The organism is Sphingobium sp. AP50 (genome assembly GCF_900109095.1).
Lineage (GTDB): Bacteria > Pseudomonadota > Alphaproteobacteria > Sphingomonadales > Sphingomonadaceae > Sphingobium.
The window spans coordinates 106,012-129,964 of the sequence record NZ_FNYZ01000004.1 but is presented as its reverse complement, the minus strand read 5'-3'; the positions used below and the strand labels follow the sequence as shown (position 1 = coordinate 129,964).

Below are 23,953 nucleotides of genomic sequence, written 5' to 3'. Positions count from 1 at the left end.
AATGACGCGCCGGAGCGAAGGCCCGGCGCGTCATCCCAGTCCCAACAGCTTCACCGCATTATCCTTCATGATCAGCGGCAGCACTTCCTCACGGAAGCCAGCTTCGCGGGCTGCGTCGATCCATTTTTCCGGGCGAATGAGCGGCCAGTCGGAGCCGAACAGCATCTTGTGCTTCAGCTGCGTGTTTGCGTACTGAATCACCTGTTTCGGGAAATATTTGGGCGACCAGCCGGACAGGTCCATGAAGACATTATCCTTGTGCAGCGCCATCGACAGGCTCTCGTCGGTCCATGGCCAGCTGGGATGGGCCAGGATGATCTTCATGTCGGGGAAGTCGACCGCGACATCGTCCACCAATATGGGCTGGCCATATTTCAGCCGCACCCCGCCGCCGCCGCGCATACCCGTGCCCATGCCCGAATGGCCGGTGTGGAAGATGGCGGGCAGCTTATATTCCGCGATCACTTCATAAATGGGATAGGCGACCCGATCGGCCGGGTGACAATCCTGCATGATGCCGTGGAATTTGAAGCCCTTCACCCCATAATTCTCGACCAGATCGCGGGCTTCGCGCGCGCCATATTTGCCCTTGCGCGGGTCGATCGAGGCGAAGGGGATGACGATGTCGCTGTCATTGGCGGCCAGTTCCGCTACCTCATAATTGCTGACCCGCTTGGCCCCGATCCCGCTCTCGCAATCGACGGTAAACAGGCAGAAGGCGATATTCTGCGCCCGATAATAAGCGATGGTTTCAGGGATCGTCGGCCGCTTGCGATCCGCCTTGAAGTAAGCGGAGGCGGCGTCGAAATATTTGGCCATCACCGGGTCTTCGGGGTCGTGACACGACACTTCGGCATGGACATGGACGTCGATGGCAACCACCTTGGTCGGGTCAACGGGCATTGGGGGTGCTTTCCAGTTTCTTGTCTTCGTTGGCACGGTGGATGACATAAGCGCGGATATCTTCGATCTCCTTGGCAGAGAAGATCGACGCGAAGCTGACCATGCCATTATCCTTGAGCGCGCCGTCATGCACGATCATCTGCCATGTGCCCTTGTCGTTCAGCGCGGCGCTGCGGCGCAGATCGGGGACGATGCTGCCGCCGACCGCCGCATCGCCATGGCAGGTGCTGCAATAGCGGCCGAAGCGCGCGCCGCCGGCGGCTATGTCCGCTGCGCTGGCGGTGGAGGGCGGCGGGTCGAGCGGCATGGCGCTATGCGGCGGCGGCGCTGGCAGCGCGCCTTTGCCATCCAGCTTGAACACCAAGAGGCGGCTGATGTTACGGCTGGGACCGCTCTTGTCGGAAAGGATGCCGGGCGCCAGCGCCCAGACGCCCCCCCAGCCGGCCATCACCGCCACATATTGCTGCCCGTCCAGTTCATAGCTGATCGGCGCCGCGACGATGCCGGTCTGCGCCGGGAAGGACCAGAGCTTGCGGCCATCCTTGGTGGCGTAGGCGTTGAAGTCGCCGGTCGCCGTCCCCTGAAACACCAGATCGCCGCCAGTCGCCAGCACCCCGCCATTCCACGGCCCCTTGTAGGAGACGCGCCATTTTTCCTTCTGCGCGACAGGGTCCCAGGCGATGAGCGCGCCGGTGGTCGCCTTCATCGCGGCATCCCGCACCGCCTTGTCGGCGGGCATGGCGGCGGCGGCAATATCGACGCCGACATTGAAGCCTAGCTTGTTCGCCTTCCATCCCTTTTCCGGGATATAGGGGAAGGCGGCGAGATTGGCGGGGATGAACACGGTCTGGCTCTTGGGATCAAAGGCCATCGGGTGCCAGCTATGCGCGCCGGTCGCACCGGGCGATCCGATGAAGGGCTTGCCGGTCTTGTAATAGCGGGCTTCAGGATTTTCGATCGGTCGGCCGGTCTTCATGTCGATGCCGCTGGCCCAGTTGACCGGGACGAAATTCTTCGCCGACAGCAGCTTCCCGTTGGTGCGATCCAGCACATAGAAGAAGCCGTTCTTGGGCGCCTGCATCAGCACTTTTCTCTTCTGCCCGCCCATTTCCATGTCGGCGAGCATGATATGCTGAGTGGCGGTAAAGTCCCAGCTATCGCCGGGTGTGGTCTGATAATGCCAGGCATATTCACCGGTCTTCGCATGGACCGCGACGATCGAGGAGAGATAGAGATTGTCGCCCTTGCCATCCGACCGATAGGCCTGATTCCAGGGCGATCCATTGCCGACGCCGATATAGAGCAGGTCTAGTTCCGGATCATAGGCCATGGCATCCCACACGGTGCCGCCGCCGCCCTGTTTCCACCATTCGCCATACCAGGTGGTGGCGGCTTTCTTGAGATAGTCCGCTTCCTTCTCCGTGCCGGGCTGGGCCGGGACGGTGTAGAATTTCCATTTCTCCGCGCCGGTGTCGGCGTCATAGGCGGCGACATAGCCGCGCGCGCCGAATTCCGCGCCGCCATTGCCGATGACGACCATGCCATTCACCACGCGCGGCGCGCCGGTGATGGTGTAATTCTTGGTCTGGTCGAGCGTGACCTTGCTCCAGACCGGCTTGCCGCTCTTGCGGTCGATGGCGATCAGCCTGCCATCCAGCGTGCCGACGAAAATCTTGTCTCCCCATGCCGCTACGCCGCGATTGACCGCGTCGCAGCAGGCCTTGACCAGCGTGTCGCGTGGCACTTCCGGGTCATAGGACCAGAGCAATTTCCCGTTGCGCGCGTCATAGGCCTTCACCATGCTCCAGGCAGTGGAAACATAGAGGATGCCGTCGATGAAGAGCGGCGTCGCTTCCTGTCCGCGATTGGTGTCCATGTCGGCCGACCAGGCGAGGCCGAGTTTGCCCACCGTATCCTGATTGATCGCAGTCAGCGGGCTGAAGCGCTGCTCGTCATAAGTGCGGCCGGTGGAGAGCCATTCGGCGGGCTTGGCGGCGATGATCCGGGCGGCATCCACGCCGCCGGAGGAGGCGGACGGCGCGGCCGCATCCTGACTCGCCCCCTTGCCACAGGCCGACAGGGCCAGACTCGTTCCCAACAGCAGCGCAATCGCGACCCGCATCCTCTTCCTCTCCTTATGCGGCGCAGATGTTTTCATCTGTCACCTAATTGACCATCCGCGCGCCGGTCCAATAGGCGGCGCGCAGGGCTTTCTTGTCCATCTTTCCGGCGGCGGTCCGGGGAATGGCGGAGACAAAGGCAACGCTCTTGGGCGCCTTCACCCCGCCCAGCCGGGCCTTGGCGTGGGAGATGATCTCTGTCTCCCCGATATTGTCGGCGACGACAATGGCATGGACGGCCTCGCCCCATTTTTCATGCGGGATGCCGATCACGGCGCACTCGCGCACGGCGGGCAATTCGGTGACGGCGGCCTCCACCTCGGCGGTGAAGACGTTGAAGCCGCCGGACACGACCATGTCCTTCTTGCGATCGACGATATAGAGATAGCCGTCCTTGTCGCGCCGGGCGACGTCGCCCGTATGATGCCAGCCATGGGTGCGCACTTCGGCGGTCGCGTCTGGCATCTCATAATATTCGCGCGAGACGAGCACGCCGCGCACGACCAGTTCGCCGGCCTCGCCATCGGGCAGCAGGCGGCCATCCTCGTCCATGATGGCGACGGTCACGGATCGGGTCGGCCGTCCGCAACTGGCGAGCCGTTCGGGCCGGTCGCCCGCCGCCGCCGCTGCCACATCTTCGGGCGGGAGCCAGGTGACGATCATGGGCGATTCGACTTGCCCATAGGCCTGGCAAAGGCAGGGACCGAAGATGTCGACCGCGCGGCGAAGTTTCTCCGGGGAAACGGCAGATCCGACCAGAAGGAAGAATTTCAACGACTTGGTGTCGCTGCCTGCCAGTTCTGGCGCGTCCAGCAGAGTGTAGAGCGCGGTCGGCGGCAGATAGATATGGCTAACGCGATAGCGCGCGATCGCCCCCAGTACCGCAGTAGCGTCGAAGCCGGGCAGGATGATCTGCGTCGCCCCCAGCGACAGCGTGGCGAGCGCCACGGGACCGGCCGCATGGGTGATCGGCGCGACAACGAGCGAGACAGGTGAATCGCATTTTCCATCGACCGCCTGCGCCAGCGTTTCGATCATCGTGCCCCAGCCCAGATTGGTGACGACCACGCCTTTGGACGGTCCGGTCGTGCCGCCGGTGGGGAACAGGCCGACCACATCGTCGGGCTTGCCGAACGGATCGGAAAAGTCCGGCAAACTGTCCACTTCGCTGTCGCGGATAAACTGGTCGAGCGAAGGATCGCCATCATGCGGGCGGTCGAGGCAGATGAAGTGGGTGAGGCTTGGCACCCGCGCCTTCAGCGCCGCCACATCTGCCGCCTGACTGCTATGATAGAAGAGCCAGCCGCAGCGAACATAGTCCAGATAGGCGGCATTGGCGTCGATCGCGTTGCGGGTGTTGACCGGCACCCACTGGCCATTGGCGCGCCAGATGGCTAGCAGGGCGACCATCATCGTCGCGCTGTTGGGGCCATAGAGCGCGATCGGCTGCTGGTCGCGGAACCCCGCCGCATGCAGCGCGGCGGCGATCCGGATGGTCAATGCCCGGACCTGCGCGAAGCTCAGCGTCTCGCCGCTGGCGTCGTCGATCAGGCAGGGCCGTTCGGGATCACGGTCATGGCCCCGGTCGAAATAGTCGATCGCGCGCATCGCCTCAGCCCCAGCGGTTGATCTCCGGGCCGGGCGCCCAGATCGCTTCGGGTTCGGGGACGGTGGCAAGGCCTAAAGCCTTCACCACGGCGGGCCGGGCGCGTAGCCGCGCTTCCCAGGCGTCGGTCAGCGGCGCGGCGGTAAAGGCGTCCGGCACGATCGCGCGCATCCCCGCCAGCCAGGCATGGGTTTCGAGGTCCGCGATCGAGAAATCGCCCATCAGCCAGTCGCGGCCATCGGCCAGTTGCGTTTCCAGCTTCTCGACCGCCTGTACGATCTTCGCGCGGCTGTCGGCCAGTTGGGCTTCGTCCACCTTGTGGTCGACTGCCTGCGTCCAGCGGGCGGCAAGGTCCGCGCTCGCAATGCCAGCGGGAACGGAGGGCGGCGGGGTGGCGGCATTGCCCAGTGCGGCGGCGGCGGGGGCGACGCGCTCGATCACATAGCGGCACCATGCCATCATCTGCCAGCGGGCATAAGGGTCGACCGGGCGGATCGCAGGGCCGGTGCCGACTTCATCCAGATAGCAGGCGAGGAAGATGCTGTCCGTCATGGCGACATCCCCGACAATCAGAACCGGGCCTTCGCCTTCGATCGACTGGTCTACCTCGATGGGGTGGGGCAGCGCAGCGGCGTGACGGTCGCCAGCGACCAGATCGATCGGGCGGCGGTCCAGATCGACGCCTTTTTCCAATGCGGCGGCCAAGACGGTGAAGGATGGGCCGTTGGGCTGGCCATGGTAGAGGATGCCGGTCATGCGGGTTCGCTTTCGAGCAGGGAGATGCGACGGGCGAGGTCGGTGCGGCCGAGCGCCCAGCAAGCGCGGGTCGCAGGGCGCGCATAGATGGCGCGCAGCCAGCGCATGATGTTGGGGGTCAGTTCGTCGTTGCACAAATGTGGCTGCGACAGCGGCATGGCATAGGCGAGGTTGAAGCCGTTGATGTCGGCCAAGCCATAGCTGTCCGACGCCAGCCACTCCCGCTCACCCAGCGCCTGCTCCAGATAACCGATGCCCAGGCCAACGCGGCGCTGCGATTCCGTCATTTCCTCTGGAGAGAAGGCGCCGTTGATCGCCTTGCGCCAGGCGACACGCCGTTCGGGCATGGGAATGCGGTCGATCGCTGCTTCCAGTTCCGCCGGGTCTTTCTGCCGGACCGAGGGGCCGACGAACACGCTCCACCCGATCATCGAGAAGCTGGGGGCGAGCCACTGGTCGAGAAATTTCATCCACCAGCGGGCACGCCATTGATCGACCGGGTCGGCCGGCATCAGGCGCGGGCCATCAAACGCCTCGTCCACATATTCCATGATGGCGGTGGATTCGGTCAGCACCTTGTCGCCATGGGTCATGGCCGGGATGGTGCCGAGCGGATTGACCGCCAGATAGTCGGGCCGGTGCTGGTCGAAATTCAGCAGGTCCAGATAATGGCTGTCGAACGCGACGCCCTTTTCGAACAAAGCCAGCATCGGCTTGCCCGAATTGGCGTTGGGTTCCCAATGATAGAGTGTGACGTCGGTCATGCCGCTTATGTCTCCGAAAAGAAGCCGGTCGGGCCGTGCGCTGCCCGACCGGCCAAGGGGGAGGCCTAGAATTTCTTCTTCACCGTCACGGCCCATTCGCGCGGATTGCCGGGGCGCGCCTTGCGCACGCCAGCACCCGCACCGCGCAGGTCGAAGACGGAGAGATAATAATATTTGTCGAAGAGGTTGGTGACTTCGAGTGAGACGTCGAGATCCTCGTCGGCATTCTGCCAGGTGACCCGCGCATTGGCGAGCGTGTAGGCGGGTACGAAGTTAAGGATGCGAGTGCCGTTGATAACGGCCGCGCCGCCGAACTTCTTGTCTTCATAGGTGACGTCGAAGCGCGGGGTCAGGCTGCCGGCCTTGTCCATGTCGATCTTGTACTGGGCGCCCAGGCTGAACTTCCAGGGCGGCGAGACTGGCGGATCGTCGGCCGACACGCCACCCGGATTGGTCGGATAGGCGGCGGCGGGATCGAGGCTGCTGGCGATATATTTGAAGTCGAGATAGCTGATCGACGCATCGATCGCGAGGCCGTCGATCGGATAGGCCGACAGTTCCGCTTCAAACCCCTTCACCCGTGCATCGCCGGCATTCAGGCGGGCGGCGCAGGGCGCGGTCGGGCAGGTCAGCACCGGGATCTGGATGTCGACATAGTCGTTGATGAAGGCGGCGGCGTTCAGGCGGACGCGGCGGTTGAAGAAGTCGCTCTTGAAGCCGATTTCATAAGCGGTCAGCTTTTCCGGGCGGAAGGCGATGACCTGCTGTGTGGTGAAGGGACGGGGGTTGGAACCACCACCCTTGAAGCCGGTCGACACCGATCCATAAACCATCAGATTGTCGGTCAGGCGATAATCGGCGGCGACGCGATAGTCCCAGCGCTTGGCGCTATAATGGGCAGTCAGACCCGACAGCGCCGTGACGACCTCTGTCACGTTGCCATTGCCATTATAGTCCAGCGTATCCGCGCCCGAATAGCCGATGCCATAGGCCGCGCCGACCGGATCGAGGAAGTGATTGACCGTGCCGTCATAGTTGAGGCGATAATAGGTCTGGTCCTTCGTCTCCGCCGTGTAGCGCAGGCCACCGCTGAGCGTCAGCCGGTCGATCGGCTTCCAGGAAAGGTGCGCGAAGGCAGCCTTCGCCTCTGCCTTGGTCGGGTCGGGCTGGCGGAATTGCAGCGGATAGACCGGGACATAGCGAATGTCCTGAAGCGAGTCATAGGTCGACTTCTGCTTGAAATAATAGCCGCCGACCGTCCCGTTCAGATTGTCGCCCAATTCCGCATTCAGCCGGACTTCCTGGCTGAAGCTCCAATTTTCCAGATAATTGCGGCCAAAGCCGATATTGGCGGGCGAGATATCATCGTCGGAATCAAACTGGGTGTTGAAGGTGCGATAGCCTGTGATGGACGACAATTTGAAGGCGTCCGACAGGACATAGTTGATCTGCCCGGATACGCCCCAGCCCTTGTACAGGCTGCGATCCGTACCCTGCGTCGCTGCCAGCGGCGTGCCCGATGCATTATAGGGATCGACCGGGATGGGCGGCGTCCATGTGCCCGCAGGCTGTCCGGTGCCGATATAGTTGCAATAGCGGCCGCAGATGAAGCGATCATCATAGACGATGCCAGGTGCCGGATTGGTGTTCGGCGAATTGACCGTGCTGGTCGCCAGCAGCACTTCGCCCGCGATCGTATGTTCGTCGCGCGTATAATCACCGATTACCGTGACATCCAGCTTGTCGCTGGGTTCCCAGAAGGCGATGGCGCGGATCGCCTGATAGCCCACGCCGCCCAGCTTGCTGATGACGCAGTCGCCTGCCGGCTGGGTCGAGGCTATGCCGCTGTCCGGATTGGCGCAGCCATAGTCGATCCGGTCGACGAAACCGTCCTGCTGCTTGGCGACGCCGGAAATGCGGACGGCCAGCGTGTCGGTGATGCCGAAATCGGCGGCGGCGCGGATACCGATGCGGTTACGGATACCGTAATTCACCTCGACAAAGCCGCCGCCATCGCCGGTGGGGCGCTTGGAATAGAGCTTGATCGCGCCGCCTTCGGCATTGCGGCCCGCCAGCGTACCCTGCGGCCCGCGCAGGATTTCCACCCGGTCGAGATCGAGCAGCTCGAACACCGCGCCGGTGAGCTGGGGATAATAGACATCGTCGATATAGATGCCGACGCCCGGTTCATAGGCAGGGTTGAAGTCATTCTGGCCGACGCCACGGATCGACGCGGTGATGGAGGGGCCGAAGGACGCGCCCTGTGGTTTCAGCGACACGTTGGGTGCCGCATCCGCCATCTGCGCCAGATTGGTCTGGCTCTTGGCCTCCAGTTCGGCCGCGCCGACGGCGGTGATGGAAATCGGCGTATCCTGCAGTCGCTGCGCGCGGAACTGGGCGGTGACGACGATGTCGGCGACCGCGCTGGCGGGCAGCGCGTCCTGATCGGCGCTTTGTGGCGCCGCGTCGGCTGGTTGGGTCTGCGCCAGGGCGCTGGCCGGGGTGGTGATGGCAAGTATCGAAGCGGACGCCAACAGGGCGCGCGCCATCATTGCACGAAGTTCGTGTTGCATGGGAAATCCCCTCTCCTGATCCGGCTTTAAGATCCGCCCTGATCGAGCGCGACCCGCCGTAACGCCTTCCGTGATATTGTTAGTAAGGCATACAATTTTTATCGATGCAAGAGGCTGATCGCCCTTGCAGTGTCGATAATGCGATTATTTGCAGATATTGGGAGAGGGTAAATAATGGCGGTATTTGCATTGGTGGTAGTGGAACTAATAGCTTCACCTGAAATGCAGAAGGCCCGCCCCCGATATCCGGGCGCGGGCCTTCCGTCAGCGCCTTAGTTTTCAGACGTAAACGCGGCGCAGCAGCTCCACCAGCATCGCCGTCTCGGCCGGGGTGAAGCGATCCTTCAGCCATTTTTCATGCTCGGCGATGCAGCTGCGCGCCTGCTCGAGCGAGCCATGGCCGGCCTCGGTCAGGCTCAGCGTCTGGCGCCGACGGTCCTGTTCGGATGCGCCACGCCGCACGAAACCGCGGTCCTGCATACGATTGACGATCGCCATGACGCTGGCCCGGTCCATCTTCAGCCGCCGACCGATATCCGCCTGGGCAATGCCGGGCTGATCCTCGATCAGCCAGAGCACCGCCACCTGCTTTTGCGTCAGACCCAGGTCGCTGAACGTCTCGGTAAAATGCTGGTAGACCGCCGCGCTCGCCAGCCGGATGTGGAAACCGACCAGTCCGTCAATGCCGCTGAGACGAGGATCCGGGAAGAGGCCGAGCGGCTCCATATCGTGCATGGTATTCATAGTAACAGTGTGCGGAGTAAATGGAGGCGCGTCAATCCTGTGGCTTGAAAAAATGTGAGTGACACATACAATGTTGCCGACAAGATCAGGAGAGGATTCATCGTGGCGCATTTTCCCGACACGCCTGCTTTTACCGGTTTCAACACACCATCCCGGATCGAGGCGGATATTGCCGATCTGGATGTGAAGGGTGCTATACCGCCGGAACTCGACGGCGCCTTCTACCGGGTGCAGCCCGACCCACAATTTCCGCCCTTGCTGGGGGATGATATCGCCTTCAACGGTGACGGCATGATCTCCATGTTCCGGTTCAGGGATGGCAAGGTTGATCTGCGCCAGCGCTGGGCCAAGACCGATAAATGGAAGCTGGAGCATGAGGCGGGGCGGGCGCTGTTCGGGGCCTATCGCAATCCGCTGACCGACGACGAGTCGGTCAAGGGGCAGTTTCGCGGCACGGCCAACACCACCGCCTTCATCCATGGCGGGCGGCTCTATGCGCTGAAGGAAGACAGCCCGGCGCTGGTGATGGACCCGGCGACTCTGGAGACGGACGGCTATACCCGATTCGACGGGGCGATGACCGGTCAGACCTTCACCGCCCATCCCAAGATCGATCCTGCAACCGGCGACATGATTGCCTTCGGCTATGCGGCCAGGGGGGTGCTGACGCGCGACATGACCTATTATGTCGTGTCGCCCGATGGCGTGCTGAAGCAGGAGCTATGGTTCGAACTTCCTTATTACGCGATGATGCATGATTTCGCGATCACGCCCGATTATGCGCTGTTTCATGTCGTGCCCAGCACGTCCAATTGGGAAAGGCTGGAGCAGGGGCTGCCGCATTTCGGATTCGATACGACGCTGCCCGTCTATCTGGGCGTACTACCGCGCCGGGCGGATGCGACAGCGGCGGACATTCGCTGGTTCAAACGCGACAATTGCTTCGCAAGCCATGTCATGAACGCTTTTCAGGAGGGGACGAAAATCCATTTCGACATGCCTGAGGCGAAGAATAACATGTTCCCCTTCTTCCCCGACATTCATGGCGCGCCGTTCAATGGACAAGAGGCCGCCAGCTTCCTCACCCGCTGGACTGTGGACATGGCCTCCAATGGCGAGGATTTCGCCAGTGTGAGTCGGTTGACGACCATGATGGGCGAATTTCCGCGCATCGATGATCGCTTTACCGGCCTGCCCTATCGCTATGGCTGGCTGCTGGTGATCGATCCGACCAAGCCGGTGGAACTGAAGGGCGGCAGTCCATCGGGCATGCTGATGAATACGCTGGGCCTGATCGATCATCAGACCGGCGAAGAGCAACGCTGGTGGTGCGGACCGGTGTCGTCGCTACAGGAGCCCTGCTTCATCCCGCGCAGTCCGGATGCGGCCGAAGGCGATGGCTGGATCGTGCAGGTCTGCAACCGGCTGGAGGAACATCGCAGCGACCTGCTGTTGTTCGATGCGACCGACATCGCCAAGGGGCCGATTGCAGAGATACAGGTGCCGATCCGCCTGCGCTTCGGCCTGCATGGGAATTGGGCGAGTGCGGATCAGATCGGACTTTAAACCGCTTCCCCCGCCGATCGCGCGCGGTGGAGCAGGCTGGCATGATCGCGCTCGACGCGGAAGAGCAGGATCAGCAGCAATAGTACCAGTGGCGGGGCGACCCAGTTGATCGACAGGATCGCCCCGCCCAGATCGCCGCCGCGCGCGTCGCTGATCATGCCGACCGCATAAGGGCCGATGCCCAGGCCAAAGATGGTCGACACGACGATATAGAGGCTGACCGTCAGGCCGCGCATGCGCGGCAGAACCTGTTCGAACAGCACCGCATAAAGCGGCGGCATCCACATGGTCAGGATCAGGCTGTAGAGGGTGAAGCGCAGATAGAAGCTGCTCGCATCGCCCGCGCGATAGACCCAGAGCCCGATCAGCGGCGACAGGCCCATGGCGAACAGCGCCACCCAGACCCGGCGCGACAGGCGGTTCGCGCCGATCCGATCGGATAGCGGCCCGGCGATCAGCGGCCCGACCACACCCAGCGCGGCGGATAGCAGGCCGAACTGCATGCCCGTGACGGCAGGGGAGAGGTCATAGCTTTTCATCAGGAAGGAGGGCGTGAAGCCCATCACGCCATAGTTGATCACGCCCTGCAACGATCCCGCCGCAACGCAGAGCAGCAGCGAGGGATTGCGAGTGATCAGCGCAAAGGCAACCGCATCGCGGCGCTTGAGCGACTGGATCAGGTTGAGGATGACGATGGCACCGAAGCCGATCACGCTCCATTGCACGACATGCGGACTGATCGCGATCCCGCCCAGCAACAGGGGTGGCCGGGGAGAAAAGGCCTCGGCCCAGCGGATCGCCAACAGCATCGCAACGATGATCAACGCCATAAGGCCGATATTGCGCATCCATTCGCGCCCGTTGGCGCGCGCCTGCGCGAGGCTGAGCCAGTGGAAGCCAGGCGTCACCGCGCCCAGCAGGGAGATACTGGCGCGGAAGGGATGCGGATCGGGCGGCGTCGCGATGCCGTCGATCGCTCCGCGCTGTGGCTCGGCAAGGCGGCTCATCAGGAAAGCAATGAGGAAGCCGGGCGTCGCCGCCACGGCAAAGGCGAACTGCCAGCCCTTGAGGCCCAGCGGCGCCTCGCCCGCGACATAGCGCGCATCCCACCATTGCGCTGCGACGCCGCCGATGATCAGCGATCCGCCAAGGCCGATGGCGATGGCGGCGGCCATCACCGCCATCACCATGCCGCGCTTCTCGCGCGGGAAATAATCATAGGTCAGGCTGGTGCCGGCCGGTTGCGATGCCGCCTCGCCGATCCCCACGCACAGGCGCGACAGCATCAGCGTGAAAAAGCCGGTGGCAAAGGCCGCGCCGCCGGTCGCCAGCGACCAGAAGCCGATGGTGATGGCGAGCAGCTTCGTGCGTATCCATCCGTCCGCCAGCCGTCCCAACGGCAGGGAGAAGAGCGCGTAAAAGAGCGCGAAGACGGTGCCGTAAAGCAGCCCCATTTCCGCGTCGCCGATCTTTAAATCCGCCTTGACCGCCGGCGCCAGGATGGCAAGAATATTGCGGTCGAGCAGGCTGACCAGATTGGTGCCCACGACCAGCGCGAGTGCATAATAAGCGGTGCTACGCGGCGGGATCTTCTGGCTCACAGGCGAAACACACGCTCGGCATTGGTCTGCATCAGCTTGCGCTTGGCTGTGTCCGATATGTCCAGCAGGTCATGGGTCCGCACCTCATCCGCCACATATTGATAGGGATAGTCCATCGCATACATGACCCGATCCTCCCCCAGCACGGACTGCGCGAACTTGATCGCCGGCTCCCATGCCATGCCGCTGGTGGTAACGCAGACATTGGATCGCATATAGTCGCGAATGGACTTTTGCAGCGGCTTCATCCGCTCGTAACGCTGCGATCGCACGCCCGCCTGATGCATATAGTCGAGGCGATAGAGCCAATAGGGCAAAGCCTCCCCCATATGGCCGACAATGATCTGCAGATCGGGATAGCGATCGAAAATGCCGATGGTGATGAGGCGCAGCAGATGCATCCCCGTCTCCACGCCAAAGCCGAAGATCGCGCCGTCCAGCCCGGCCTCCAGCATCGGCCCGATCATCGCGTCCGGCGGGGTCGAGGGGTGGATGTAGAGCGGCTGGCCGGTATCGGCGAGCGCGCGGAAGATCGGGTCGAATTTGGGATCGTCCAGATATTCGCCCTGGGTGTGACTGTTCACCATCACCCCCCTGAAGCCCAGGTCGCCCGTGCCACGCCGGATTTCGGCGGCCGACCAGTCCGGGTCTTGCGGCGCGATCGAGGTCATGCCGACGAAGCGGGTGGGGTGAGCGGCACAGCAGTCGGCCAGATGATCGTTGGCGCGCGTCACCATAACCTTGGCCTCGGCCATATCCAGCAACGGTTGCACACCGGGCGAGGTGAACGACAGGATCGCCACATCAATGCCGGTCGCGTCCATATCTGCCAGTCGCTGGTCGCCCAGGTCCAGCAACCGGTCTATGATCTGGGTCGCGCGCTGTGACGGCGACTGGGCGTAGAAACCCCAGAGCGACGTCATGCCCCGGTCCGCCGTGCCAGCGCGCACCATGCGCAGATAGGCATCGATTTGCTCCCGCGTGGCAAATGCCTCTTCAGTGGCGATCCGCAAATAGCCGTGATCACCGCCAGTGTTTAACGCATGCGTCATCGCTTATCCTTCATGTATCGCTTTGGTGACGAGGCAGGCGTCGATGCCCTCCGGCCCGTCCTCCGCGCCATGGCCGGACCATTTGACCCCGCCAAAGGGGGAATCCGATCCACCGATCATGGATGTGTTGATGCCGACCATCCCGGCCTCGATCTCGCGCGCGACCCGGCGTTGTCGTGCGGCATCGCTGGTCCAGGCATAGGCGGCCAGGCCATAGGGCAGGCGATTGGCTTCGGCGATCATCGCTGCCTCATCCGGATAGGCGTTGATCAGCGCGACCGGCCCGAACGGTTCCTCGTTCATGATGTCGGCGTCCAGCGGTGTGCAGGACAGCACGGTGGGCGCATAGAAAAAGCCCGCATTGCCGATCCGCGCGCCGCCGGTTTCCAGCGTTGCGCCTTTCGCCACCGCATCGCCGATCAGCCGATCCATCGCGTCCAGCCGCCGGGCATTGGCCATCGGCCCCATGATGCTGTCGGGCCCTGATCCGTCGCCGACCACGACCTTTTTCGCGCGTTCCACGAAGCCGGCAAGAAAGCGGTCATGCACGCTCGCCTCTACGATGAAGCGGGTGGGGGACACGCACACTTGCCCGGCATTGCGATATTTGCCCGCGACCACCGTATCGAGCGCCTTGTCGATATCGGCATCGGCGAAGACCAGCACCGGGCCATGGCCGCCCAATTCCATCGTGGTGCGCTTGCAATCCTCCGCCGCCAATTTGGCCAGATGCTTGCCGACGAGCGTCGAGCCGGTGAAGCTCATCTTGCGGATGATAGGTGAGCCAAGCAGGTGGCGGGACACTTCATCGGGCACGCCGAACACCGCCTGTGCGACATCGCTAGGCAGGCCGGCGTCGAGCAGGCACTGCAATATGGCGAGCGCGGATGCCGGGGTTTCTTCCGCCGCCTTCAGGATGACCGAACATCCCGCCGCGATCGGCGCGCCCAGCTTGCGACCGGGATTGCCCAGCGGGAAGTTCCAGGGTGCGAATGCGGCGACCGGGCCGACCGGTTCCTTCGTCACCGTCGATCGCTGGCCGACCGGACGGACCAGCACGCGGCCGTAAAGTCGAACCACCTCCCCGGCGTAGAAGTTGAACAGGCCGACATTCATCATCACTTCGATGCGGGCTTCGGCCAGCGTCTTGCCCTGTTCCAGCGTAGCGATCCGGGCCAGTTCTTCCTGTCGCTCGACCATCAGCCGCGCTGCCCCTTGCAGCACGGCGGACCGTTCCTGCGGTGTCGAGTCCCGCCAGCGACGGAAACCCCGCTGCGCCGCTGTCAGCGCCGCATCCAGATCCGCCGCATCGGCCAGCGGCAACTCGGCCAGCACGGCGCCGGTGGCGGGATTGACGACCTTGTGAGTCCGCCGCCCGCCGCCCGACAGCCGCTGGCCATCGATCATCAGGTAGAGATCGGGATAGGTCATGATGTTCAGGCGCTCACCGCTTCACGGGCTGCAGTCTCGCGGTCGATATCGCCCTGCCAGCGTTCGGCGACGATCTCCTTGCCCGTCACCGGATGGGGCATATGGAACGGCACCAGCTTGTGCGTCGGCCACAGCCAGTGATCCTCGATCAGCGCATCCGGCCCGGTCGGGTCTTCAGGATAGGTGATCTTGGGGAAGGGCACATATTCGGCCGGCGTGTTGGCCCAGCCCTTGTCGAAATCGGCATGCCATTGCGGCATATAGTTCAGGATCTGGATGCGCCAGATGCCGTCCACCTTCTTATAGGTGTTCTCGTAAATGCCGCCTTCCCACCATTGGCGCGCGCCCAAAGCCGGATTGGCCGGATCGGTATAATCCTTGTGCCGGCCGGCCTGCATCATCGACCGGGCGCGGGCGTGGGCGGTAACGCCATCGGCATCGATATCGACAATATCCTGCAACTGTGGGTGATCCAGCAGGAAGCCGTCGATCGGGCCATTGGTGCCATGCGTAAAACGCGCCTGGAAGCGATCGACATAGAGGCGGCGGATGCCCGCCTGACCGCGCCACACCCCACCGAAGAAGCGCACTTCGCCATCGTCAGTGAACAGGTCGGCCGTCTCGTTATACAGGCATTTGTCGATCAGATAGCCATAGAGGTGCTGGAGCTTACGCACATCCAGTTCATCCTCGCGGCGCTGGAGGCGGGTGGAAAGGTCGGCGACAGACAGTTCCAGTTGCGCAATACGATCAGCGTCGGACATGATTTTCTCTCCTATCATTGTATGTAATACTTACTAATTATGCTGCCTCGGCGGCCAGCCGCTCCACTTCCTCCCGATAGGGTCGGATGGCGCGGATCATGCAAAGGGTGGCGAGCGGCAGCAGCAGGCTGGCGGTCAGCACCAGCGTCTTCCAGAGCTGGGTCGGATCGCCGATCACATAATCCTGCACCAGTCCGACCAGAAAGCTGCCCATCGCGCCGAAGAAGGTGAACATGAACAGATAGATGGCCGTCACCTGGCCCCGCATCGCATTGGGGGCGACGCGCTGGATCGCGGCATTTTGCGGCACGGCGCCGGCAATGCCGAACATCGCCCCGATACTGGCGACGCCCAGCGAGGCATAGCCATTGGGCATCATCGGCGCGAGAATGGCGCAGATGGTGACGCAACTGAAGAAAATCGCGGCAGCGCGGACATTGGCGTCGGCATAGCGCTTGGCCAGCCATTCGACGAAAATGCCGCCCAGCAACAGGCCGGTCAGCGACGCCGCCAGAGTGAGCGATCCCATCACTGCGCCGATCTGCGCCTCGTTCCAGCCATAGGTGCGGATCATAAAGGGCACGCGCCAGAATTGCAGACCAAACGTCTCGATCGCGCTGAGCGCAAGGCCGGCGAATAGCGGGTAATAGACGCGCCGCTTGGCATGGATCGCCTTTGCCGCGTCCAGACCGGTAAAGGTCAGGATGCGACGGCCAAGGGACGCGCCCTGCGGCAACGTGATAGTCCCTGTGGCCATGCGGCGCGGCGGTTCCTTGATCGTCAGGAACAGCAGGGACACGAGCAAAGCGGGCAGGCCCAGCCAGATCATCAGCCACTGCCAGCCCAATATGGTGATGCCGCCATGCTGGGTCGGCGCCCATCCCACCGCCGTCGCGATCAGCATCCCGCCGATCGCCGGCCCCAGCGTCGTGCCGCCGATAAAGCCGAATTGCAGCAGCGCAAAGGCGCGGGTCAGGATGCGCGGTGGAAAGGCGTCGGCCAGCAGCGAGTAGGAGGAGGGCGCATGGGCCGATCCGCCCGCTGCCAGAAAGACCCGTGTCCCCACAAACTGGCCGAAATTCTGCGCAAGACCGCCGAGCGAGGTGATGACACCCAGCGCCGCAACTCCACCCGCCAGCACGAATTTGCGCGGGAAGATGTCCGCCAGCCGCGCCAGCGGAATGCCCACGAACAGATAACAGATGATGCTGGCTGGCCCGGCCAGAAAACCAAGCTGCGAATCGGACAGGCCGAAATCCGCCTTGATCCGCTCCGCCAGCATGGCGAACACCACCTGTTCGAAGAAGGTGATGAAGGTGGCCAGGATGATGACGAACAGCGCCCAATAGGCGGCGGCCATCGAATAGGGCGGTGGCGCCGCGCGGGTCGGATCGGACGGAACAGCCGCCTCCTCGTCCCACAGGCTGTCGGTCGCAATAGGCGCGGGCGCCAGGGCCATGACCTTCTCCTCTCTATTTCTCCCTTTTTCACAGGGATGAAATTTCGGCTTGGCGAATTTGTAAGTGATCTATACGAATATGGCGAGAGCAAAAATTCACGACCGTTAAAAAATCAGCGAAGGGAGATAGGGATGCTTCAGTTAAGTGGGCGAACCGCCTTTGTGACCGGCGGCGCCAACGGGATCGGCCTGGGCGTAGCCCGCACCTTGCTGGCGGAAGGCTGCAAGGTGGCGATCGCGGACATACGGGAAGACGCGATCGACGCCGCGCTCAAGACGCTGGACAATCAGGACGTCATTGGTGTCCCGCTCGATGTCGCATCGCGATCGGGCTTTGCGGACGCGGCCGACCGGGCGGAGGCGGAACTGGGACCGGTCAGCCTGTTGTTCAACAATGCCGGGATCAACCTGTTTCAGACCATCGACGACTCCAGCTATGATGACTGGGACTGGGTGATGGGGGTCAATCTGCATGGCGTCATCAACGGGGTCATGACCTTCGCGCCGCGCATGAAGGCGGCGGGGCAGGGCGGTCACATCGTCAATACTGCGTCCATGGCCAGCTTCCTGTGCGGTCCTGCGCCGGGCATCTATAACACCACCAAATTCGCCGTGCGCGGCATGAGCGAATCGCTGCGTTATAGTCTGGCGCCCCATGGCATCGGCGTTTCGGTGCTGTGCCCCGGTCTGGTAAAAAGCCATATCTATGCCAGCGACGAAATCCGTCCGGCAGCACTGAGCGGTAACGCAAAGCCAGTCGATGGCGCGGCGGTCGATCGTCTGGCGCAAATCCATCAGTTCGGCATGGAACCGGATGTGATCGCCGCGCGGACGATCGATGGCATCCGGGAAAATCGCTTTCACATCTTCTCCCATCCCGAATTTCGCGATGAGCTGGACACGCTGTTCGGAGAGATATTGGCCGATTTCCGCGACTATCCGGAGGATGCGGGATTCTCCCAGCGGACCGGCTTCGAAAAGATCCGGCGCGACAGCTATGAAAGCGCCAGACGCACCGCCCGCGCACGCGCATAGGGCAGGAGGATAGGACCCAATAAAATAATTGCAAATCGATTGCAGTATCACTAGCCGACGCCCGTGGAGATAGCTGGAAGACCCGATGCTGATCGGTGCGGGTCTTCTTCGGGGGCGTTATCTGCCCTTTATTATGGGGCAGGGCCGTAGTGACACGTCGTATCTTCTTCCAGATTCACTGGTTCCTCGGAATCACCGCTGGCCTGGTGCTGGCGGTGATGGGCGTGACCGGCGCAATGCTGAGCTTCGAAGACGAGATCATGGCGGCGATCAGCCCGGGTATCGTCACGCTGACGCCCGGCAACGCGCCGCACCTCGATCCCGATACGGTGATCGCCCGCGCATCGGCCCAGCGTAATGGCCTGCGTGTCGCGTCGCTGACGGTGGAAGAAACCCCGGATAAGGCATGGCGCATCCAGTTCGATCCGCCCAAAGGGGAAAAAGGCCGCGGCGAGCGCAGCTTTGTTGATCCGCGTGACGGCCGCCTTTTGGGTAATGCCAATGGCAGTGGCTTTTTCCGGACCATCACCAGCCTGCATCGCTGGCTGGCACTGCCGGGCGGCGGCAATGGCATCGGTCGTCAGATCACTGCCTTTTCGGCCATTTCACTGATCTTTTTTGCCCTGTCCGGCCTGTACCTGCGCTGGCCCAAGCGCGCGCTCGACTGGCGGGCCTGGCTGGTGCTGGATCTGCGCAAGAGCGGTCGCAACCTCTATCGCGCGCTCCATGCCGTCATTGGTGGGTGGATTGTCCTCTTCTATCTGCTCAGCGCCACAACCGGCCTGTGGTGGTCCTATGACTGGTACCGGCAGGGCGTCCTCTATGCCCTCACCGGCAAGACAAGCCGGGGCGAACAGCAGCGTGACGAGGGGAAGAAAGACGCCGCTCCCGTTGCGTCTCCAGCGCTGAAGCAGGCTTGGCCAGCCTTCACGCGACTGACCGGCAATCAGTTTGAATCGGTCACCATCACTTTACCGAAAGGCAAGAAGCCGGTCGATTTCCGCATGCTGCTTCCTGACGCACGGCATGAGCGGATGACGGATACGATCCGCATCGACCCCGCCAATGGGCGGGTGGTCAAGGTCGAGCGCTATGCCAATCGCACCGTGGGTGAAGTCATTACGACCAGCATGCTGGAAGTGCATCGCGGCGCGATCTTTGGTTTGCCCGGACGATTGTTCCTTTTCGTCACCAGCCTGACGATGCCGCTCTTCACCATAACGGGTCTCCTCCTCTACATCGCCCGGCGACGCAAGAAGCGGCCGGCCGACGAAGAGACTGTCGAGATTGTGGGCACGCCAGAAGCGGCCAACATGCTGGTCGCCTTCGCCAGCCAGACCGGCGGGGCAGAGAGACTGGCGCGGCAGACGGCCGCCGCTCTGGGCGCAACGCGCGTGTTGCCCTTGACGTCGGTCGATGCAGCGCAACTGGCGCAGGTCGATCGCGCCCTGTTCGTCATCAGCACCTATGGCGAAGGCGAACCGCCCGATCGGGCGCGCCGTTTCGCCCGGCAGGACATGGCCCAGCCGCCAGCCGCCTCCCATCTTCATTATGCGGTCCTGGCGCTGGGCGACCGCGAATATGCCGATTTCTGCGCTTTCGGCCATCAGGTCGACCATTGGCTCCATGCCGGCGGCGGGCAGCGGATATTCGATATGATCGAGGTGGATGGCGAGGATGCCGACGCCCATCGGCAATGGCAGCAGCAATTGGCCGCGCTCGGTGCACGTCCCGATGCGCCGGACTGGGCGCCCGCCAGCTATGGCAAATGGCGTCTGATCGACAGGCGGCTGCTCAATCCGGGCAGCGCTGGCGGCCCCGCCTATCTGGTCTCGCTGGAACCGTGCGACGGCGTCTTCCCGGACTGGGAAGCCGGCGACATCGCCGAAATCCTGCCGCGCAACGATCCCCAGCGGGTCGCGGACTTCCTGTCGCAGCGCGATCTGGATGGCGCGAACATAGTCGATGACGAAGGCACAATCTTGCAGGCCCATCTGGCCAGCGCGATCCTGCCAGAGGCGATGGACGATACGACTTCGCCGACCGATCTTCGCCCCTTGCCGCATCGCGAATATTCGGTCGCGTCGATCGCCTCGGATGGCCGTATCGAATTGCTGATACGTCAGGTGCGGCGCGACGATGGCAGGCTGGGTCTTGGCTCCGGCTGGCTGACTCGGCATGCGCCACTGGGCGCTGAAGTCGACCTGCGCGTTCACGCCAATCTGGGTTTCCGCGCGCCACCGGGCGATCGGCGCCTGATCCTGATCGGCAATGGCACTGGCCTCGCCGGCCTGCGCGGTCATCTGCGCCAGTCAGCGGCGCGAGGCGTTGGTGGGCACTGGCTGTTCCTGGGTGAACGCAATGCAGCCCATGATGCCTTCCTGTCCGACGAACTGGAGCGGATGCTTGCAGACGGAACTCTGGAGCGCCTCGATCGCGCTTACTCGCGTGATGTGGGCTGCGGACGCTATGTCCAGCATCTGGTGGAGGCGCAGGCCGCCGCCCTGCGCGCATGGGTGGAGGACGGCGCCGCCATTCTCGTCTGCGGCAGTCTGGAGGGGATGGCGCCTGCGGTGGATGCGGCCCTGCGCACGGCATTGGGCGATGAACGGCTGGAGGCCATGGCTGAAGCAGGATTGTACCGCCGCGATATCTACTGATTGCGGGTGTAATCGCGTCTGGGCCGGTAATTGCTTGGCCCAAATTTCGCAGGGATTCTCTCTGCGAGATGGGGTGGTTTTCACGTCCCGGTGCGCCGCCTGCAACCATGTGGCTCGCTGCTATAGTCCTCGATAAGGGCGACTTTCCTCGGCTCATGGCATGTCCGGCGCGAGCTAATTCATCACCGACAGACGACTGATATTTAAAGTGTAACGCCTCCGCACGGTCCGTGAAACGGGAATCTGCGGGGCGGGCCTGCTGCGAAAAACGCTGACCGAACTTGCGACTCAGGCAGTTGTGTACTAAATAGTACATTGCGTCGTTATAGCGGCGATCCGGTGATTGGGCGTTCTTGTCGACTCCAGAGCGGCACTCTCCGACGATTATAAGAGATGAAGGAGGTGCCGCGTGACGGGCACGAAAATGCACGGCCAGCCGCTGATCCGCGGTTGGCTGCTTCTGTTGGGGGCCGTGATTCTGGCCGCCGGACTTTTCTTTGCTATTGGCGGGGTCAAACTCGTCAGCCTTGGCGGCAGTTTCTATTTTCTGATCGCCGGTGTCGCGCTGATCGGCGCGGGCGGGCTGATCGCGCTGCGCAGGGCGAGCGGTGGCTTGCTGTTCGGCGCCGTCTTCCTGCTCACCATTTTCTGGGCCTTGTGGGAAGTGGGCTTCAGCTTCTGGCCGCTGATCTCCCGGCTGCTGGCCATCGGCGTCGGCGCTACGGTGGTGGCGCTGTCCTATCCGCTGCTGCGTCGTCGGGATGGTTCGGCGCCTGCAACGCGGCCGGCTTTGCTGGTGGCGGCGTTCGTTGGTCTGGGATCGGCTGTCGGGGCAGCCGGTATGTTCGTGCCGCATCCCACCGTGCCCTTTGCGGGGCAGGCCGCGCCGCTGGTGCCGGTCGATCCGGCACAGGCGCAGAAGGACTGGACCGCCTATGGCAATAGTCCGGGCGGCAGCCGTTTCGTCGCGCTCGACCAGATCACCCGCGACAATGTCGACAAGCTGAAGGTTGCCTGGACCTATCGCACCGGTGACATCGCCTTGAGCGATGGCAATGGCGCGGAAGACCAGAATACGCCGTTGCAGGTCGGCGATACGCTGTTCATCTGCACGCCGCACAATAATGTCATCGCGCTCGACGCCGATACCGGTCGCGAGAAATGGAAGACGCTGATCAATGCCAAGGCATCGGTCTGGATGCGCTGCCGGGGCCTCGCCTATTTCGACGCCCATGCGCCGATCCAGCAGCCCAGCTTGCCCGGCGCAACGCCGGTAACGGCAGTGACAGTGCCAACCGGCGCCGCCTGTCAGCGCCGCATCCTGATGAACACGATCAATGCAGAGCTGATCGCGCTGGATGCCGACACCGGTAAATTCTGCCCTGATTTCGGCACCAATGGCCGGGTCGACCTGAAGGCTGGCCTCGGCAATGCGCCCGATCCCCAATATCAGCTGACCTCCGCGCCGACGCTGGCGGGCACGACCGTCGTGGTCGGCGGCCGTGTTGCCGACAATGTGCAGGTCGATATGCCGGGCGGCGTGATGCGTGGCTTCGACGTCATCAGCGGCAAGCTGCGCTGGGCCTTCGATCCAGGCAATCCGGCGATCACCGGCGCGCCCGCAGCGGGCAAGACCTATGCCCGGTCGACCCCGAACGTCTGGGCGGCCATGTCCTATGATCCGGCATCCAACACCGTGTTCATGCCGGTGGGTAGCGCCTCGGTCGATCTCTATGGCGTCACCCGCAGCGCGCTCGATCACAAATATGGCGCGTCGATGCTGGCGCTCGACGCCACCACTGGCCGCGAGAAATGGCATTTCCAGACGGTCCACAACGACCTTTGGGACTTCGATCTGCCGATGCAGCCGAGCTTCGTCGACTTCCCGCTCGATGCAGCCCGCAAGGTGCCCGCGCTCGTCTTCGGCACCAAGGCGGGGCAGGTCTATGTGCTCGATCGCGCCACCGGCAAGCCGCTCACGCAGGTCAAGGAAGTGCCGGTCAAGCCTGCGAACATAGCGGGTGAGCCCTATTCGCCGACGCAGCCCAAGTCACTGGGCATGCCGCAGATCGGCGTCGGTCCGCTGACCGAGGCGGACATGTGGGGCGCCACCCCGTTCGACCAGCTGCTCTGCCGCATCGCCTTCAAGGGCATGCGCTATGAGGGGCTGTATACCGCGCCCGGCACCGACAAGTCGCTGAGCTTCCCCGGATCGCTGGGTGGCATGAACTGGGGCGGCGTTTCGACCGATCCGACCAGCGGCACCATCTTCGTCAACGACATGCGGCTGGGCCTGTGGGTGCAGATGTTCCCGCAGACCGCCGCGCAGAAGGGCCAGTCGGGCAGCGCGGGCGAGGCGGTCAATACCGGCATGGGCAGCGTGCCGCTGAAGGGCACGCCCTATTCGGTGGTGAAGGATCGCTTCCTGTCGGCGCTGGGCATTCCCTGTCAGGCGCCGCCCTATGGCACGCTGACCGCGATTGACCTCAAGAGCCGGGCCATCAAGTGGCAGGTGCCGGTGGGTACGGTGCGCGACACCGGACCGATGGGCATCCGCATGGGCCTGCCGATCCCGATCGGCATGCCGACGCTGGGCGGCACGCTGGCGACGCAGGGCGGGCTGGTCTTCATCGCGGGGACGCAGGATTTCTACCTGCGCGCCTTCAACGCGGCGACCGGTGCGGAAGTCTGGAAGGCCCGCCTGCCGGTCGGCAGTCAGGGCGGTCCGATGAGCTACAAATCGCCCAAAAGTGGCAAGCAATATGTAGTGGTGACAGCGGGCGGTGCGCGCCAGTCGCCCGACCGCGGCGATTATGTGATCGCCTATACGCTGCGCTGAACCCGTGGCGGAGCGGCCCGGCGCCGCTCCGCCCGCCTGTCATCATTCATGTTGCCGCGTGCTATGTTGTCGCGCGGGAG

16 protein-coding genes are annotated in these 23,953 nt (G+C 63.2%); 4 read left to right on the top strand and 12 right to left on the bottom strand.

Features of this window, described 5'->3' with window-relative positions:
• Nucleotides 1–30: 30 nt before the first annotated feature.
• From BMY84_RS10105 to BMY84_RS10075, 7 genes are all read right to left on the bottom strand, one after another.
• Entirely contained in the window at nucleotides 31–903 is an 873-nt protein-coding gene (locus BMY84_RS10105; protein ID WP_093083570.1) for an amidohydrolase family protein, read from the bottom strand.
• Entirely contained in the window at nucleotides 893–3,025 is a 2,133-nt protein-coding gene (locus BMY84_RS10100) for a PQQ-dependent dehydrogenase, methanol/ethanol family (RefSeq protein WP_093083569.1), read from the bottom strand. The genes BMY84_RS10105 and BMY84_RS10100 overlap by 11 nt, the downstream gene beginning before the upstream one ends.
• A gap of 43 nt (nucleotides 3,026–3,068) precedes the next feature.
• Nucleotides 3,069–4,631, bottom strand: a complete 1,563-nt coding sequence (locus BMY84_RS10095) for an AMP-binding protein (protein ID WP_093083567.1) — start codon at nucleotides 4,629–4,631, stop codon at nucleotides 3,069–3,071.
• A 4-nt stretch (nucleotides 4,632–4,635) separates the two neighbouring features.
• Entirely contained in the window at nucleotides 4,636–5,385 is a 750-nt protein-coding gene (locus BMY84_RS10090) for a glutathione S-transferase family protein (protein ID WP_093083566.1), read from the bottom strand.
• Complete coding sequence (locus tag BMY84_RS10085; protein WP_093083564.1) at nucleotides 5,382–6,149, bottom strand: glutathione S-transferase family protein; 768 nt, start codon at nucleotides 6,147–6,149, stop codon at nucleotides 5,382–5,384. Before BMY84_RS10085 ends, BMY84_RS10090 begins: the two co-directional genes overlap by 4 nt.
• A 65-nt stretch (nucleotides 6,150–6,214) precedes the next feature.
• Nucleotides 6,215–8,722, bottom strand: coding sequence for a TonB-dependent receptor (locus tag BMY84_RS10080; protein ID WP_256215198.1), 2,508 nt, complete (start codon nucleotides 8,720–8,722; stop codon nucleotides 6,215–6,217).
• 279 nt (nucleotides 8,723–9,001) lie between these two features.
• Entirely contained in the window at nucleotides 9,002–9,457 is a 456-nt protein-coding gene (locus BMY84_RS10075; RefSeq protein WP_256215197.1) for a MarR family winged helix-turn-helix transcriptional regulator, read from the bottom strand.
• 111 nt (nucleotides 9,458–9,568) lie between these two features.
• On the opposite strand from BMY84_RS10075, the gene BMY84_RS10070 reads away from it, so the two are divergent.
• Nucleotides 9,569–11,032 carry a carotenoid oxygenase family protein gene (locus BMY84_RS10070; RefSeq protein ID WP_093083561.1) on the top strand — a complete coding sequence of 488 codons (1,464 nt, stop codon included), beginning with the start codon at nucleotides 9,569–9,571 and terminating at the stop codon, nucleotides 11,030–11,032.
• Here the strand turns inward: BMY84_RS10070 and BMY84_RS10065 are convergent.
• Genes BMY84_RS10065 through BMY84_RS10045 form a run of 5 tightly spaced genes read right to left on the bottom strand, consistent with a single transcriptional unit; the run spans nucleotide 11,029 to nucleotide 17,339 of the window.
• Nucleotides 11,029–12,633 (bottom strand): MFS transporter, encoded by a 1,605-nt coding sequence (locus BMY84_RS10065; RefSeq protein ID WP_093083559.1) that lies wholly within the window; start codon nucleotides 12,631–12,633, stop codon nucleotides 11,029–11,031. The genes BMY84_RS10070 and BMY84_RS10065 overlap by 4 nt on opposite strands.
• Nucleotides 12,630–13,685: an amidohydrolase family protein gene (locus BMY84_RS10060; RefSeq protein ID WP_093083558.1), complete on the bottom strand. Its 1,056-nt coding sequence runs from the start codon at nucleotides 13,683–13,685 to the stop codon at nucleotides 12,630–12,632. The genes BMY84_RS10065 and BMY84_RS10060 overlap by 4 nt, the downstream gene beginning before the upstream one ends.
• A gap of 3 nt (nucleotides 13,686–13,688) precedes the next feature.
• Nucleotides 13,689–15,116, bottom strand: coding sequence for an NAD-dependent succinate-semialdehyde dehydrogenase (locus BMY84_RS10055; protein ID WP_093083556.1), 1,428 nt, complete (start codon nucleotides 15,114–15,116; stop codon nucleotides 13,689–13,691).
• 5 nt (nucleotides 15,117–15,121) lie between these two features.
• Nucleotides 15,122–15,880 carry a nuclear transport factor 2 family protein gene (locus BMY84_RS10050; protein ID WP_093083555.1) on the bottom strand — a complete coding sequence of 253 codons (759 nt, stop codon included), beginning with the start codon at nucleotides 15,878–15,880 and terminating at the stop codon, nucleotides 15,122–15,124.
• 37 nt (nucleotides 15,881–15,917) lie between these two features.
• Complete coding sequence (locus BMY84_RS10045) at nucleotides 15,918–17,339, bottom strand: MFS transporter (protein ID WP_093083553.1); 1,422 nt, start codon at nucleotides 17,337–17,339, stop codon at nucleotides 15,918–15,920.
• Between the two features lie 132 nt (nucleotides 17,340–17,471).
• Between BMY84_RS10045 and BMY84_RS10040 the strand changes: the two genes are divergently transcribed.
• From BMY84_RS10040 to BMY84_RS10030, 3 genes are all read left to right on the top strand, one after another.
• Complete coding sequence (locus tag BMY84_RS10040; RefSeq protein ID WP_093083552.1) at nucleotides 17,472–18,374, top strand: SDR family NAD(P)-dependent oxidoreductase; 903 nt, start codon at nucleotides 17,472–17,474, stop codon at nucleotides 18,372–18,374.
• Nucleotides 18,375–18,523: 149 nt separating this feature from the next.
• On the top strand, nucleotides 18,524–21,034 hold the full coding sequence (locus BMY84_RS10035) for a PepSY domain-containing protein (RefSeq protein ID WP_093083550.1): 2,511 nt from the start codon (nucleotides 18,524–18,526) through the stop codon (nucleotides 21,032–21,034).
• A gap of 424 nt (nucleotides 21,035–21,458) precedes the next feature.
• The gene (locus BMY84_RS10030; RefSeq protein ID WP_093083549.1) at nucleotides 21,459–23,873 is read left to right on the top strand and encodes a glucose/quinate/shikimate family membrane-bound PQQ-dependent dehydrogenase; all 2,415 of its coding nucleotides are present in this window, start codon (nucleotides 21,459–21,461) and stop codon (nucleotides 23,871–23,873) included.
• The last annotated feature ends 80 nt before the right edge of the window (nucleotides 23,874–23,953 follow it).

What these genes read in the sequence shown, in the direction of transcription:
- BMY84_RS10105 (WP_093083570.1), bottom strand. Translation starts at nt 903, where the DNA reads ATGCCCGTTGACCCGACCAAGGTGGTTGCCATCGACGTCCATGTCCAT.
- BMY84_RS10100 (WP_093083569.1), bottom strand. Translation starts at nt 3,025, where the DNA reads ATGCGGGTCGCGATTGCGCTGCTGTTGGGAACGAGTCTGGCCCTGTCG.
- BMY84_RS10095 (WP_093083567.1), bottom strand. Translation starts at nt 4,631, where the DNA reads ATGCGCGCGATCGACTATTTCGACCGGGGCCATGACCGTGATCCCGAA.
- BMY84_RS10090 (WP_093083566.1), bottom strand. Translation starts at nt 5,385, where the DNA reads ATGACCGGCATCCTCTACCATGGCCAGCCCAACGGCCCATCCTTCACC.
- BMY84_RS10085 (WP_093083564.1), bottom strand. Translation starts at nt 6,149, where the DNA reads ATGACCGACGTCACACTCTATCATTGGGAACCCAACGCCAATTCGGGC.
- BMY84_RS10080 (WP_256215198.1), bottom strand. Translation starts at nt 8,722, where the DNA reads ATGCAACACGAACTTCGTGCAATGATGGCGCGCGCCCTGTTGGCGTCC.
- BMY84_RS10075 (WP_256215197.1), bottom strand. Translation starts at nt 9,457, where the DNA reads ATGCACGATATGGAGCCGCTCGGCCTCTTCCCGGATCCTCGTCTCAGC.
- BMY84_RS10060 (WP_093083558.1), bottom strand. Translation starts at nt 13,685, where the DNA reads ATGACGCATGCGTTAAACACTGGCGGTGATCACGGCTATTTGCGGATC.
- BMY84_RS10055 (WP_093083556.1), bottom strand. Translation starts at nt 15,116, where the DNA reads ATGACCTATCCCGATCTCTACCTGATGATCGATGGCCAGCGGCTGTCG.
- BMY84_RS10050 (WP_093083555.1), bottom strand. Translation starts at nt 15,880, where the DNA reads ATGTCCGACGCTGATCGTATTGCGCAACTGGAACTGTCTGTCGCCGAC.
- BMY84_RS10045 (WP_093083553.1), bottom strand. Translation starts at nt 17,339, where the DNA reads ATGGCCCTGGCGCCCGCGCCTATTGCGACCGACAGCCTGTGGGACGAG.
- BMY84_RS10040 (WP_093083552.1), top strand. Translation starts at nt 17,472, where the DNA reads ATGCTTCAGTTAAGTGGGCGAACCGCCTTTGTGACCGGCGGCGCCAAC.
- BMY84_RS10030 (WP_093083549.1), top strand. Translation starts at nt 21,459, where the DNA reads ATGCACGGCCAGCCGCTGATCCGCGGTTGGCTGCTTCTGTTGGGGGCC.